The 12,382-nt window shown below is 53.9% G+C and carries 13 protein-coding genes; 4 read left to right on the top strand and 9 right to left on the bottom strand.

Annotated elements, in window-relative coordinates:
* Nucleotides 1-54 precede the first annotated feature (54 nt).
* From AC52W5_RS05500 to AC52W5_RS05475, 6 genes are all read right to left on the bottom strand, one after another.
* The gene (locus AC52W5_RS05500; RefSeq protein ID WP_133668299.1) at nucleotides 55-585 is read right to left on the bottom strand and encodes a CNP1-like family protein; all 531 of its coding nucleotides are present in this window, start codon (nucleotides 583-585) and stop codon (nucleotides 55-57) included.
* A complete protein-coding gene (locus tag AC52W5_RS05495; RefSeq protein ID WP_495670265.1) occupies nucleotides 585-1,184 on the bottom strand; it encodes a DUF3501 family protein in 600 nt (199 codons plus the stop codon). The genes AC52W5_RS05500 and AC52W5_RS05495 overlap by 1 nt, the downstream gene beginning before the upstream one ends.
* Nucleotides 1,185-1,243: 59 nt before the next feature.
* Nucleotides 1,244-2,575 (bottom strand): (Fe-S)-binding protein, encoded by a 1,332-nt coding sequence (locus tag AC52W5_RS05490; protein WP_495670264.1) that lies wholly within the window; start codon nucleotides 2,573-2,575, stop codon nucleotides 1,244-1,246.
* 163 nt (nucleotides 2,576-2,738) lie between these two features.
* On the bottom strand, nucleotides 2,739-3,158 hold the full coding sequence (locus AC52W5_RS05485; RefSeq protein WP_208290978.1) for a rubrerythrin family protein: 420 nt from the start codon (nucleotides 3,156-3,158) through the stop codon (nucleotides 2,739-2,741).
* Nucleotides 3,159-3,368: 210 nt separating this feature from the next.
* Nucleotides 3,369-4,319 carry a D-2-hydroxyacid dehydrogenase gene (locus AC52W5_RS05480; protein ID WP_074972857.1) on the bottom strand — a complete coding sequence of 317 codons (951 nt, stop codon included), beginning with the start codon at nucleotides 4,317-4,319 and terminating at the stop codon, nucleotides 3,369-3,371.
* Between the two features lie 88 nt (nucleotides 4,320-4,407).
* Nucleotides 4,408-5,325 carry a DMT family transporter gene (locus tag AC52W5_RS05475; RefSeq protein WP_495670263.1) on the bottom strand — a complete coding sequence of 306 codons (918 nt, stop codon included), beginning with the start codon at nucleotides 5,323-5,325 and terminating at the stop codon, nucleotides 4,408-4,410.
* A 76-nt stretch (nucleotides 5,326-5,401) separates the two neighbouring features.
* On the opposite strand from AC52W5_RS05475, the gene dapC reads away from it, so the two are divergent.
* The 4 genes from dapC to prmB all read left to right on the top strand — a co-directional run bounded on the left by dapC (nucleotide 5,402) and on the right by prmB (nucleotide 10,222).
* Nucleotides 5,402-6,595 (top strand): succinyldiaminopimelate transaminase, encoded by a 1,194-nt coding sequence (dapC, locus tag AC52W5_RS05470; protein WP_495670262.1) that lies wholly within the window; start codon nucleotides 5,402-5,404, stop codon nucleotides 6,593-6,595.
* A gap of 50 nt (nucleotides 6,596-6,645) precedes the next feature.
* Nucleotides 6,646-7,467 carry a 2,3,4,5-tetrahydropyridine-2,6-dicarboxylate N-succinyltransferase gene (dapD, locus tag AC52W5_RS05465; RefSeq protein ID WP_074972863.1) on the top strand — a complete coding sequence of 274 codons (822 nt, stop codon included), beginning with the start codon at nucleotides 6,646-6,648 and terminating at the stop codon, nucleotides 7,465-7,467.
* 272 nt (nucleotides 7,468-7,739) lie between these two features.
* The gene (gene dapE / locus AC52W5_RS05460) at nucleotides 7,740-8,873 is read left to right on the top strand and encodes a succinyl-diaminopimelate desuccinylase (RefSeq protein ID WP_074972865.1); all 1,134 of its coding nucleotides are present in this window, start codon (nucleotides 7,740-7,742) and stop codon (nucleotides 8,871-8,873) included.
* Nucleotides 8,874-9,313: 440 nt separating this feature from the next.
* Nucleotides 9,314-10,222: a 50S ribosomal protein L3 N(5)-glutamine methyltransferase gene (gene prmB, locus AC52W5_RS05455; RefSeq protein WP_495670261.1), complete on the top strand. Its 909-nt coding sequence runs from the start codon at nucleotides 9,314-9,316 to the stop codon at nucleotides 10,220-10,222.
* Here the strand turns inward: prmB and rluB are convergent.
* The 3 genes from rluB to AC52W5_RS05440 all read right to left on the bottom strand — a co-directional run bounded on the left by rluB (nucleotide 10,210) and on the right by AC52W5_RS05440 (nucleotide 12,379).
* Complete coding sequence (gene rluB / locus AC52W5_RS05450) at nucleotides 10,210-11,142, bottom strand: 23S rRNA pseudouridine(2605) synthase RluB (RefSeq protein ID WP_495670260.1); 933 nt, start codon at nucleotides 11,140-11,142, stop codon at nucleotides 10,210-10,212. The two genes, prmB and rluB, sit on opposite strands and share 13 nt — an antisense overlap.
* Before the next feature lie 251 nt (nucleotides 11,143-11,393).
* Nucleotides 11,394-11,993 (bottom strand): recombination mediator RecR, encoded by a 600-nt coding sequence (gene recR, locus AC52W5_RS05445; protein ID WP_495670259.1) that lies wholly within the window; start codon nucleotides 11,991-11,993, stop codon nucleotides 11,394-11,396.
* Nucleotides 11,994-12,055: 62 nt separating this feature from the next.
* Nucleotides 12,056-12,379, bottom strand: a complete 324-nt coding sequence (locus tag AC52W5_RS05440) for a YbaB/EbfC family nucleoid-associated protein (RefSeq protein ID WP_177219689.1) — start codon at nucleotides 12,377-12,379, stop codon at nucleotides 12,056-12,058.
* Between the last annotated feature and the right edge of the window lie 3 nt (nucleotides 12,380-12,382).

Below are 12,382 nucleotides of genomic sequence, written 5' to 3'. Positions count from 1 at the left end.
ACCGTCACTTTGTTTCGCCTTCCTTGTGGAGAAGGAGAGCACTCATCCTCTCAGCTAATACCTTACCGCTCGCGGATGGATGCCGGCTTTCAACGCCTGGATCGCTTCATCCGCATCCTTCACTGTCTGAAGTCCGAGAGGACAGAAAAAATACCGGTAAAGCGCGCGCTGAGGATAGTTCTGGACGATACCTTCGAGATCGACCCATTTCGACAATCCTGCCCGTGCCCAGGTTTTATCGTTGCGCCCATAGGCATAGGTTCTTTTCTCTTCGGTCTGGCAGCGTATTCCCTCGTAGCTCACATTCATCGCACCCGTGGGGGACTTGATGACGAGGGTGTAACGCACGACACCATCTTCTCCCACTGTAATAGACGCACCGTCGACGTAATGCGTATTCGAACTTGCGGGGCCTGCATCGAATTGCAGCAGATTTTCCTGTTCGGGATAAGGAGGCAATTCCGCCTGCAGCTCAACCCACGGCCGTTCATGATCGAACTCATATTCGAATTTTTGTTGCTGGGCAGAAGCTGAAATCGATGCACTCGAAAGCAGCAACCAGAATATGAGCAGGTAAGTTCTCATCACCCCGCGAGATCCGCGGTCAGATCATCCATCAAAGCATTCCGCACTGCCGCATCCACTTCCTGCCCCGGCACTTTATAGGCAAGATGATCGATGCCCATGCTCAAAGAGGCACCTTCACGCAACGCCTTTATCATTTCCAGCTCCAGCTCGAATCGCAGAAAATGGACGGAAGCGGTCTTTTTTTCATTCTCCCGATCCAGGTCTTCATCCGCAATGGCATAGACCGGATCGAAGCCGTTCACTTTTACCCACACCTTGTCCTCTATGCCTATCAATTCGGCCAATCTGGCTACGCGCTCGACAGGATCCGGGTACTCGATCATCATGGTTGCCTTCCAGTTGGTCCCATCCGGCACCAGCGGATTGTAGGCTTCCAGTTCATCCTGAATGCCAGCTTCCTCAAAAATCTTTTCTACCCGCAGCATTTCCTGGATCTGATACCGCATCGTCAGCTCATCCTCGAAAATGAGTGTCACGTTCGTGCCGAGATGTACCTTACGGTTACGTTTGTGCGCCATTACGCGTGCACGGAATTCCTGCCGTGACTTTGCGTAATCTTCCAGGGTCATCAGGCTGCTGCGTGTGATCGGAGGCATAATTATTATTTGATCATGATAATGAATAGAGGCAACGCCAGCTGAACATCGGCAGTCGTTCAGGCCAGCCCGTAAGCAATGCGGATGAGGGTCAGGGGATGCACCTTCTGCGCGCTTGTCTCGCCCATTCCCTGCTCGATATGGCGACCAGCGATGGCGCAATCGGAACTGATATAGTCAGGATCATGCTGAGCCATCTGCCTGAACACAGGCCTGCCGATTTTCATGGAGTCGGCAAAGTATTCGCTTTTTACGCCCCAGGTGCCGTCGTGCCCGGAGCAGCGCTCCACGATGGTCACCTTCGTGTCCGGCACCATCTGCAACAGATCTTTCGTCTTCTGCCCGATATTCTGCACGCGCAAGTGGCAGGGGATATGGTACGAAACCTTGCCTAGAGATTTCTTGAAATCTGTTTTCAACAGGCCATCACGGTTTCGCATCGCCAGATATTCGAAGGGATCGAGCATGGCTTTGGCTACCGCCTTCACATCCTCGTCGTCCGGGAACATGAGCGGCAATTCCTGTTTGTACATGAGCGTGCAGGACGGCACCGCGGTGAGTATTGCATAACCTTCCCTGGCCAGTTTCGCCAGCGGGGGAATATTTTTGTCCTTGAGTTCTTTCACCGAGTGCAAGTCGCCCAGTTCCAGCTTCGGCATTCCACAACAGGCTTCTTTCTCCACGAGGCGCACTGGAATCTCGTTATGGTCCAGTATCTTCAATAAGTCGTGCCCTATTCCAGGCTCGTTATAGTTGATATAACAGGTGGAATAAATCGCCACTTTCCCCGGCGTCCGCTCGCCGTTGCGCACTTCGTGGTCCGCGTTCGGTTGGGCAGTTGCGCGAAATCTGTGACTGTCGTACTCCGGCAATCTGCGCTCGGCGTGAATGCCAAGCATGCTGTCCATCAGTTTGCGGGTAGTGGGTGCCTTGTTGATCGCATTGACTGCCTGGACCACCACGGGAATACTGGCAAGCTTACCCACTGCGTCGGTGCTGGACAACAGCTTGTCACGGAAACGCACGTCGCCTTTTTTGTGCTTGACCGCCTTGGCGCGCAGCATCAGGTGCGGAAAATCGACATTCCATGGATGAGGAGGCACATACGGGCATTTCGTCATGGAGCACATATCGCAGAGATAGCAGCGATCCACTACCTCCCAATATCGGGATTTCTCCACTGCGTCCAGTTCGCCGGTCGGTCCCTCATCTATGAGATCGAATAAGCGCGGGAACGCGGTGCACAGACTCACGCAGCGGCGGCAGCCGTGGCATATATCGAAGACACGTTCCATCTCGGCGAACAGCTTCGGCTCGTCATAATATTCCGGGTTTTCCCAATCGATGGGAAGGCGCTTTGGCGCCTCCAGGCTGCCTTCGCGAGTGGTCATACGTGAAAATGAATGCAGAAATAAAACAGATGGGAATTCAGCTGAAAGTTCTGAAACAATAACAATACAAGCGGAAGGAACGGGATGCAGGAGCCGATCCCTTCCGCTTGTTGTCTATAGCCGCTTCTCGGGCGGGCTGCCTGTCGGGCTACTTGTCGAATCGTTAGTCACCGAGATTGTCCAGAGCCTTCTGGAAGCGGTTGGCGTGAGAGCGTTCGGCCTTGCCCAGTGTCTCAAACCATTCGGCGATTTCATCGAAACCTTCATCACGTGCAGTTTTAGTCATTCCGGGATACATATCCGTATATTCATGTGTCTCCCCGGCAATTGCGGTTTCAAGGTTGGCGCGGGTCGAACCGAACGGCAAGCCGGTGGCGGGATCGCCGCTCGCCTCCAGGTATTCCAGGTGGCCGAGCGCATGTCCGGTTTCGCCTTCAGCAGTGGAGCGGAAAACCACTGCAACATCGTTTTGCCCTTCCACATCCGCTTTGTTTGCGAAGTAGAGATAACGCCGGTTCGCCTGCGATTCCCCGGCAAAAGCCGCTTTCAAATTTTCCTCGGTTTTGGTTCCTTTGAGTTCCATCATTCCCCTCCTGTAATCAAATTGCCATAAATAAAATAAAGCTTTCCGCCAATGCGACGGGATATGCGATTCGAATGAACCGGGACCAACCGGGGCTATATGCATCAGCTCGCTAACCCTATGAGACTATCGAAGGCCACTTGAGTTGTCAACCGCCTATATGCGTTCCTTATATTCCGCCTTTCTGCCGATGCGAACCGGACTGGAAATTCAGGTAAGCAGGTTTTGCGGCTTGCCCGCAACCCAGGCTTCGATATTGTCGACCAGCTGATCGGCAAGAAAACGCATGGCCTCGGTAGAGGCCCAGGCGATGTGAGGTGTCAGGATAAAGTTGGGACGATGCAAGCCAAGCAGGGGATTGCCGTTTCTTGGGGGTTCCGTCGTCAGCACATCGAAACCGGCGCCGGCGATAGTGCCATCGTCCAGGGCCTGTACCAGCGCTGCCTCATCCACCAATCCTCCCCGCGCGGTGTTGATGAGCAATGCGCTGCGCTTCATCTTGCGCAATTCGTCCGTGCCAATCAGGTTTCGGGTAGCGGGCGTCAGCGGGCAATGCAGTGAGAGGATGTCGGATTCCGCAAGCACCTGATCGAACGGGGTGAGAACCACGTCCTTCTTCTTCCGCGATTCATGATAGGCAAAAAGCACCCGCATGCCGAATCCCTGTGCAATGGCGGCAGTGCCGCGCCCAATCGTGCCCTCCCCGACAATCCCGATGGTAGCACCAAACAACTCGCTGATCTCATGAGTAAACAGGCAGAACTGCTCCGATTTCTGCCACCTTCCCTGCTCGATCTCCTGCCGGTAAGCAAAAAGATTTCTGCGTAGCGCGAGCACCAGGGCGAATACATGCTCAGGTACGGTATGAATTGCATAATTGCGGATATTCGCCACGGCAATGCCGTGTCTGCGGCAAGCGCCGATATCGACAGCGTCATATCCGGTAGCCGCGATGGCGACCATTTTCAGCTTTGGCAATTGCGCCAGGGTTTCCTCGCTCAACCCCACCTTGTTGATGATTGCGATGGTTGCGTGCTGCAAATGCGATACCACTTGATCCTGCGTTGTTTTGGCGTATTCCTCGTACGTATGCTCGAAGTTCGGCCGGCGCACCTCCACCTGCAGGGAATCCCTTTCCAGAAAAACGACGTGATGATTCATGTTCATTTCCCTCTTGTATGAAATTTGTACAGGAAACCGGAATTCCAGTGCAGTATCGGCAGAACCGGCAGAACCGGTACGGACGATGTTACTCCCGGTTCATTCTCGCTGAAAAAAGACTGGCCGAAACGATCATTGCTCCGCCGGTCCATTCCCTCAGCGTCATGGCTTCGTCGGTCAGGAAGTAAGCTGCAACCGCCGCCACCACCAACTCGAACAGCATAATCACGATAGCCTGGTTGGCAGGGGTATGGGTAAGCCCGTATTGCACGACCAGGCTCAGGGCAAATACCGTCAACCCCACCAGCAGCAGGAGCAAAAGCGTATAGGTGGAAACATCGACCGATACAGGCAGATCAGGCAGGAACAGACTGTAACCGAATGCCACCAGGGCAACTCCCACCCATACCGCAACCGATTTTAATTGAACATCATGATACTGGTCTTTTCTGCTCAGCACGTTCGCCAGAGCGAACATGAAACCAGCGGATATTCCCATCCAGTCGGCATAGGAGGAAGGCAGCAGGCTGCCTTCCGGCTGCCATAACATGATTATCGCACCTCCCAAAGAAAAAACGATAACCAGGTAGCCGTGCACGCTTAATACCTCGCCCAGCAGGAAGCGCGCAAATACGATGGTCCATAGCGGCGAGAGGTAAAATAACAGCATGACCCGCATGATTTCGCCATGGAGCACCCCAAGAACGTAAGCGAGGTTGGCCCAGCCTGCGGATAATCCTATTCCGACAAGCAGCCAGGTTTCCCTGTCAAGCATGCGTACGGTGCGCAATTTATCACGAAATACGGCCAGGCCGAGCAGCAGGGCCACAAGGTAGGTAATAACGGTTGCAGCCGGCCCGCTTACCCCGGCCTGTTCCAATAAGCGGTAGGGGTACCACAGCAAACCCCAGATCGTGGCGCCCACAAGCAGGGCAGCGATCGGGAAAGCGCTTTGCCCGCCGCTTCGTTCACCTTGGGTATATTGTTTATTTTGCTTTGTGAGCAAGAGAGTGCCCTCTTATAATCCTGCTTCGATCAATCACTCAACCTGGGGAATAGAGCTTTCTTCCCACCACCTTAAATTGAATCCTAATCTGGACCGCCTGCAACCATACCCTTTCGAGAAGCTCACCAAGCTATTCGCAGGAATCGAACCTGCATCGGCTTTTACGCCAATCAGCCTCCACATCGGGGAGCCCAAGCATTCGACTCCGGATTTCATTCGCCAGACCTTGACGGAAAATCTGGTGAAGATGGCGCACTATCCGGCAACTCTCGGGGCGCGATCCCTGCGTGCAAGTATCGGCAAATGGCTGATGCAGCGCTACGGCCTGCCGGCAATCGCTCCCGATACCGAAATCCTGCCGGTCAACGGCAGCCGGGAAGCATTGTTTTCTTTTGCGCAGGCAGTGATCGATTCTTCCAGGTCCGATGCAATTGTAATTTGTCCGAACCCGTTTTATCAGATATACGAAGGCGCTGCCTTGCTTGCGGGCGCAACGCCCTGTTTCCTCAATACCCTGCCCGAGAATGATTTTTCGCTCGATTATGCTCAGTTACCGGATGAAATATGGGCGCGCACACAACTCGTGTATGTCTGTTCGCCCGGCAACCCCACCGGGCGGGTAATGTCGATGGACGAATGGCGCCATCTATTCGAGCTTTCGGACCGGTATGGCTTTGTCATTGCGTCGGATGAGTGTTATTCTGAAATCTATTTTGATGAAGCCTCTCCTCCGCTGGGCGCACTCCAGGCCGCCCACCGTCTGGGCCGGGAACGCTTTCCCCGGCTGGTCGTATTCAGCAGCCTTTCCAAAAGATCGAACGTTCCCGGCATGCGTTCCGGATTCGTTGCCGGAGATGCGGCGATCCTGAAAAAATTCCTGCTCTACCGCACCTACCACGGCAGTGCGATGAATCCGGCAGTGCAGGCGGCAAGCGAGGAGGCGTGGAATGATGAGGTTCATGTTGTCGAAAACCGCCGCCTCTATCGCGAGAAATTCAAAGCAGTCATCAAATTACTTCAGGGTACGCTACCGGTCTCGCTGCCTGAGGCGGCTTTCTACCTGTGGCTGAAAATACCGATGAATGACGTCGAATTCGCCCGGCAGCTCTATCGCGATTATAATGTCACGGTTTTGCCCGGCAGCTATCTTGCACGGCATGCGCATGGGATCAACCCCGGCGAAAATTTTGTCCGGATTGCCTTGGTGGCATCCGTAATGGAATGCGCCGCCGCTACCGAGCGGATAAAAAAGCTGGTATCCAGCCTGTAGCAGGCAGCCTGTAGAGCAGCGATATATCAACAAGAAATCGAAGGAAGACCATGGATCAGCTCCAAAGCACGATTGAAGAAGCGTTTGAACGCCGCGCCGAGATTACACCGCGTAACGTCGAAGCGAAGCTCAAGGAATCCATTACCCAGGTACTGGAAATGCTCGACAGCGGTAAACTGCGGGTGGCGGAAAAAACGGACGGTGAATGGAAAACCCATCAATGGATAAAAAAAGCCGTGCTGCTGTCATTCCGCATCGAGGACAACAGTTTCATCAAGGGGGGATTTTCCAATTATTTCGACAAGGTACCTTCCAAGTTTGCAGATTACAGCTCCCGCGATTTTCGTAATGGCGGCTTCCGCGTCGTGCCTCCCGCAACCGTACGCAAAGGCGCTTTCATTGCCAGCAATGTCGTGCTGATGCCCTCCTACGTCAATATCGGTGCATACGTAGATGAAGGCACCATGGTCGATACCTGGGCTACGGTGGGTTCCTGCGCGCAGATCGGGAAAAATGTGCATCTATCCGGCGGTGTCGGAATCGGCGGAGTGCTCGAGCCCGTGCAGGCCAATCCTACCATTATCGAGGACAACTGTTTCATTGGCGCACGCTCGGAAGTCGTGGAAGGCGTGATTGTCGGTGAAAATTCCGTGATTTCGATGGGCGTATACATCGGCCAGAGCACCAGGATTTATGACCGCGAAACAGGTGAAATCAGCTATGGCCGCATCCCAGCCGGTTCCGTCGTCGTTTCCGGCAGCCTGCCCTCCGCGGACGGCAAATACAGCCTCTATTGTGCAGTCATCGTGAAACAGGTGGATGCCAAAACGCGCGCGAAAACCGGTATCAATGAGCTGTTGCGCGGCATTTAACGCGGCTACAAGTAGCGCAGGCAGATTGGAATTGGAGTGAAGCACGAGCCCAGGAGCAGCAGTAGGATGGATGGGTCTGAAAGCCGCAACTCATTACCCATCACCGAAACTCGATGGGTTACGCTCCACTCCACCCATCCTGCGATTATTCGAGCTTGCGGTATCAAACCCCATAAAGGCGGCGTACGTAGTACGCTTTAAAGTACATACCCCAGGTAACTTGTATTCCTTTATCATCATTGCCATATAAATTCTTTTCTGGAAAATAATCCATGCTCAATAACACGCTGGCGCTCGCGCAAATGCTGATCGCCCGCCGCTCTCCGACACCTTTCGACAATGGCTGCCAGGAAATCCTGATCGATCGCCTGGAAAGAATCGGCTTCAACATTGAAAGAATACGCTGCGGCGAAGTCGATAATCTGTGGGCCAGGCGCGGAACGGGAGCACCGCTGATTTGCTTTGCCGGTCACACCGATGTCGTGCCAACCGGCCCCCTGGAAAAATGGGAAAGTGACCCATTCGATCCCGTCACTCGAAGTGGCAGGCTTTATGGGCGCGGCGCCGCCGACATGAAGGGATCGATAGCAGCATTCATCACCGCAATCGAGGCTTTCGTCGCGGAGCATCCCGATCACGATGGTTCGATTGCGCTCCTGATCACCTCGGATGAGGAAGGTATTGCGGTAGACGGTACTGTACGGGTGGTGGAAGCCCTCAAGGCGCGCAATGAACTGATCGATTATTGCATCGTCGGAGAACCCACCTCTGTCGACAAGCTCGGCGATATGATCAAGAACGGACGGCGCGGCTCCCTGTCCGGAACGTTAACTGTGAAGGGTATACAGGGCCACATTGCTTATCCTCACCTGGCAAAAAACCCAATACACCTGGCGGCTCCCGCCATTGCCGAACTGGCCAATACGAAGTGGGACGAAGGCAACGAATATTTTCCCCCTACTACCTGGCAGGTTTCGAATATCAATGGGGGTACGGGTGCCACCAACGTAATTCCTGGCGAAGTAACGATACTGTTCAATTTTCGTTTCTCCACCGCTAGCACGGTAGAATCACTTAAAACCCGGGTGCATGAAATTCTCGACCGGCATAACCTCGAATACGACTTGCAATGGGAAAATTCAGGCAAGCCTTACCTCACCCCGAGGGGCAGCTTGGTCGATGCGGTAAGTGCCGCCATTCGCGCTGTAACGGAAATCGAGCCTGAGCTTTCCACCTCGGGAGGAACCTCGGACGGCCGCTTCATTGCCGACATCTGCCCACAAGTGGTGGAGTTGGGACCACGGAATGCAACCATTCACAAGATCAACGAATACGTCGAGGTTGCGGATCTGGAACAGCTGCCGCAGATTTACCGCCTCACGATCCAGCGTTTGCTGCTGAGATGATAAGAATAAATCCGGAGATCACCCATTTCTACGGACAGGACTGACCCGGACGTACACACACATCATCGCACTGCCCGCTCTCACAGCTACCGCAGCATCTCCAGCCGGTGGGGCAGCACTGCTGCGGGGGCGGGCAAACCACCTGGCAAAGCAGTCTACATTGCTGCGGAATGACCTTGGCAGATGCAATATCCGCAAAAGCTGCATGAGCGGCACGATAAGTATTGCTTGCCATGTACATGGACGCCTCTGCGTTAAATCCTGGCATATTCCCGTTCATTTCTTGCCTCCTTCCGGTTGCAAGGTTAACTCCATAGGATGACTGATATTTTTGCTTTCGAATATTTTCAAGCGATTAGAAGATAGACGTTAAACCAGGAGTAATCCGTTCGATGGCGCACGGATACATAAGGATCACTTTTTCTCACGGACAGGAATGAATGTTCATTGAAGCCCAAAACCAGCTCCAGACTATCCGCGACGTACTGCGTTTCGCGGTAAGCCGCTTTAACGACGCGGGGCTTCATTTTGGCCATGGCTCTGCCTCAGCGTACGATGAAGCAGCTTATCTCATTCTCCACACGCTGCATCTTCCGCTTGACCAGCTGGAACCGTTCCTGGACGCTCGCCTTCTTCCGGTCGAGCTGGGGTTGGTCTTGAAAACAATCGAGCGCCGCGCAACAGAAAAAATTCCGGCCGCCTATCTGACCAGAGAAGGCTGGCTGGGAGATTTCCGTTTTTATGTGGATGAACGCGTAATCGTACCGCGCTCCTTCATTGCGGAATTGCTGCGGGAACAACTTGCGCCCTGGATAGAAGAGCCGGCAGAAGTTTATTCCGCATTGGATCTGTGCACTGGCTCCGGATGTCTGGCAATACTGCTTGCCCAGGCATTTCCCAATGCAGTGATCGATGCGACAGATATTTCGACTGATGCCTTGCAGGTTGCTAGAAAGAATGTGGCGGAGTATGGCCTGGAAGATCGGATCGATCTTATCCAGTCGGATCTATTCGCGGAATTGGCAGGGCGCCGCTATGATCTTATTGTCAGCAATCCGCCCTATGTCAATGCGGAAGCAATGGCAGCATTGCCGGAGGAATATCGCCATGAGCCGCAAGGTGCGCTTGCCAGCGGCGAGGATGGACTGAAGGCGACAAAGGTAATACTACGGGACGCAGCAAACCATTTGACCGACGATGGCATGCTCATTGTCGAGATCGGTCATAACAGGGAAACCCTGGAGCATGCCTTTCCCGATACACCTTTTACCTGGCTGGAAATCAGTGCGGGGAATGAATTTGTTTTCCTGCTGAAACGGGATCAGCTTCCCGGCCATCAGGCTTTGTAACCGACCAGTTCCAGCAGTCGCCCTATCTCTGCCTCGTTCAATTCCATCGACTTTCCCCGTTTCAAACGTGAGGGCAAGTTGACAGGACCAAAACGAACCCGCATCAGGCGGCTCACCGTCATTCCCGCCGCTTCAAACATTCGGCGCACTTCGCGATTCCTGCCTTCCTTCAATATCACGCGATACCAGTGGTTGGAGCCCTCACCCCCTTCATCTGACAGGTAATCGAACTTGGCCACGCCATCCTCCAGCGCAATACCCGAGGTCAGCAATGTTGCCTGCTCCGGCGTTAGGCGTCCGATGATCCGCACCGCGTACTCGCGCTCGACTTCGAAACGGGGATGCATCAGCCGGTTTGCCAATTCCCCATCCGTGGTGAAAACCAGCAGCCCGCTGGTGTTGTAATCCAGCCTGCCAATAGCGATCCATTTGGATGACCTCAACTGTGGCAGCTTGTCGAAAACCGATGGGCGGCCTTGAGGATCATCGCGGCTGACGATTTCCCCTTCCGGTTTGTGATAGAGCATGACGCGGGGCAGACGCCGGGCGGATCTGAAGTGAATGATGCGCTTTCCTACCCTCACGACATCTCGAACGTCGATACGGTCTCCCACCTGCGCAGTCTTTCCATTGATCGTCACCTGTCCGCTGGCGATCAATTCCTCCATTTCGCGCCTCGAACCCAATCCTGCCTGAGCCAGCACCTTGTGCAATTTCTGTGTAACGGGTTGAGTGGAGGTGGAATCCGCACCAGAGTAAGTTGCTGCCGCTGGTTTTATCGATCCCTTCAGTCGGGTTCGTGCAGGCGATTGAGGTGATCGGGGCAAGCCTGCCGGAGTTAGCGAACCCGGAGATTTGGCGGTCGTCCCTGAGTGGCGTTGTCTGGGCGCATTGGATGATTGCGATGGCTTAGTTTTCATCGCAGTCCCAATTTCAAGCCTTCTGCCAATTTCCCCTTTCTCATGCTAACGAGTACTCGGATGGGACGAGAAAAACTTGTACTGTTTGTATTGAACCCTTCGTCTCCCGCTCCCACTAACCCTTCGTCTTCCCGTTCATCCTGAGCCTGTCGAAGGTCGAACAGGCTTAGGACAGGTTTGTCGAAGAGTGAATCGATAAAAAGGCACAATAACATAAGATAGACAGGGGCAAATATTTCCCCGAATAAACACTACTTGACTTCCCTGCGCTCGAGAACCGCTTGCGCCAGGGTACCGCTATCCACATGCTCCAGTTCCCCGCCCACGGGCAATCCCCGCGCGATACGCGTGATTTTCAAGCCCTCCTTCTGCAGCATCTCCCCGATATAATGCGCCGTGGCTTCACCTTCCACGGTAAAATTGGTAGCAAGAATAACTTCCTTCACCATATTATCCCGGGCGCGCTTCGACAGGCGATCAAGATTTATTTCCCGAGGGCCGATGCCATCCAGGGGTGAGAGCCGCCCCATCAACACGAAGTACATGCCTTTGTAGCAATGTGCCTGCTCCATCATCAGCAAATCGGCAGGCATCTCCACCACGCACAGCAAAGCAGAATCTCGCCGCTGAGAACTGCATAACTCGCATACCACCTCTTCGGTAAAGTTATTGCATTTTTCGCAATGCCTGACATGTTGCAGGGCGTAATCGAGTGAATCGGCGAGGCGGCGGGCGCCCTCCTGGTCGCGCTGCAACAAATGATACGCCATGCGCTGTGCTGACCGGGGACCGACACCGGGCAGGCAGCGTAACGCATTGATCAGTTCGTCGAGACTACGCGGGGCGTTCACTCAAACCTAAAATTACTTAACAGGATCAGGAGTTGCGGAATCGCGTCAACTTGGAATTCACGTTAGAACGGCAGTTTCATTCCCGGAGGCAGGCCCAAACCGGAGGTAAATCCCGCCATTTTTTCCTGTGTGGTCGACTCCACCCGCCGCACCGCGTCGTTCACCGCTGCCGCGATCAAATCTTCCAGCATTTCCTTATCATCTCCCATGAGGCTGCTGTCAATGCTGACACGCCTGACATCGTAACGGCACGTCATCACAACCTTCACCATACCTGCGCCGGATTGGCCCTCAACTTCTATCGAAGCCAATTTCTCCTGCATGGCTTTCATGTTCTCCTGCATCTGCTGAGCCTGTTTCATCAGATTGCTCAAGCCACCTTTCATCAT

Source organism: Nitrosospira sp. CT (assembly GCF_059489795.1).
The sequence above is the reverse complement of the archived record's forward strand: the minus strand, read 5'-3'. Positions and strand labels throughout refer to the sequence as shown.

What these genes read in the sequence shown, in the direction of transcription:
- AC52W5_RS05500 (WP_133668299.1), bottom strand. Translation starts at nt 585, where the DNA reads ATGAGAACTTACCTGCTCATATTCTGGTTGCTGCTTTCGAGTGCATCG.
- AC52W5_RS05495 (WP_495670265.1), bottom strand. Translation starts at nt 1,184, where the DNA reads ATGCCTCCGATCACACGCAGCAGCCTGATGACCCTGGAAGATTACGCA.
- AC52W5_RS05490 (WP_495670264.1), bottom strand. Translation starts at nt 2,575, where the DNA reads ATGACCACTCGCGAAGGCAGCCTGGAGGCGCCAAAGCGCCTTCCCATC.
- AC52W5_RS05485 (WP_208290978.1), bottom strand. Translation starts at nt 3,158, where the DNA reads ATGGAACTCAAAGGAACCAAAACCGAGGAAAATTTGAAAGCGGCTTTT.
- AC52W5_RS05480 (WP_074972857.1), bottom strand. Translation starts at nt 4,319, where the DNA reads ATGAATCATCACGTCGTTTTTCTGGAAAGGGATTCCCTGCAGGTGGAG.
- dapD (WP_074972863.1), top strand. Translation starts at nt 6,646, where the DNA reads ATGGATCAGCTCCAAAGCACGATTGAAGAAGCGTTTGAACGCCGCGCC.
- dapE (WP_074972865.1), top strand. Translation starts at nt 7,740, where the DNA reads ATGCTCAATAACACGCTGGCGCTCGCGCAAATGCTGATCGCCCGCCGC.
- prmB (WP_495670261.1), top strand. Translation starts at nt 9,314, where the DNA reads ATGTTCATTGAAGCCCAAAACCAGCTCCAGACTATCCGCGACGTACTG.
- rluB (WP_495670260.1), bottom strand. Translation starts at nt 11,142, where the DNA reads ATGAAAACTAAGCCATCGCAATCATCCAATGCGCCCAGACAACGCCAC.
- AC52W5_RS05440 (WP_177219689.1), bottom strand. Translation starts at nt 12,379, where the DNA reads ATGAAAGGTGGCTTGAGCAATCTGATGAAACAGGCTCAGCAGATGCAG.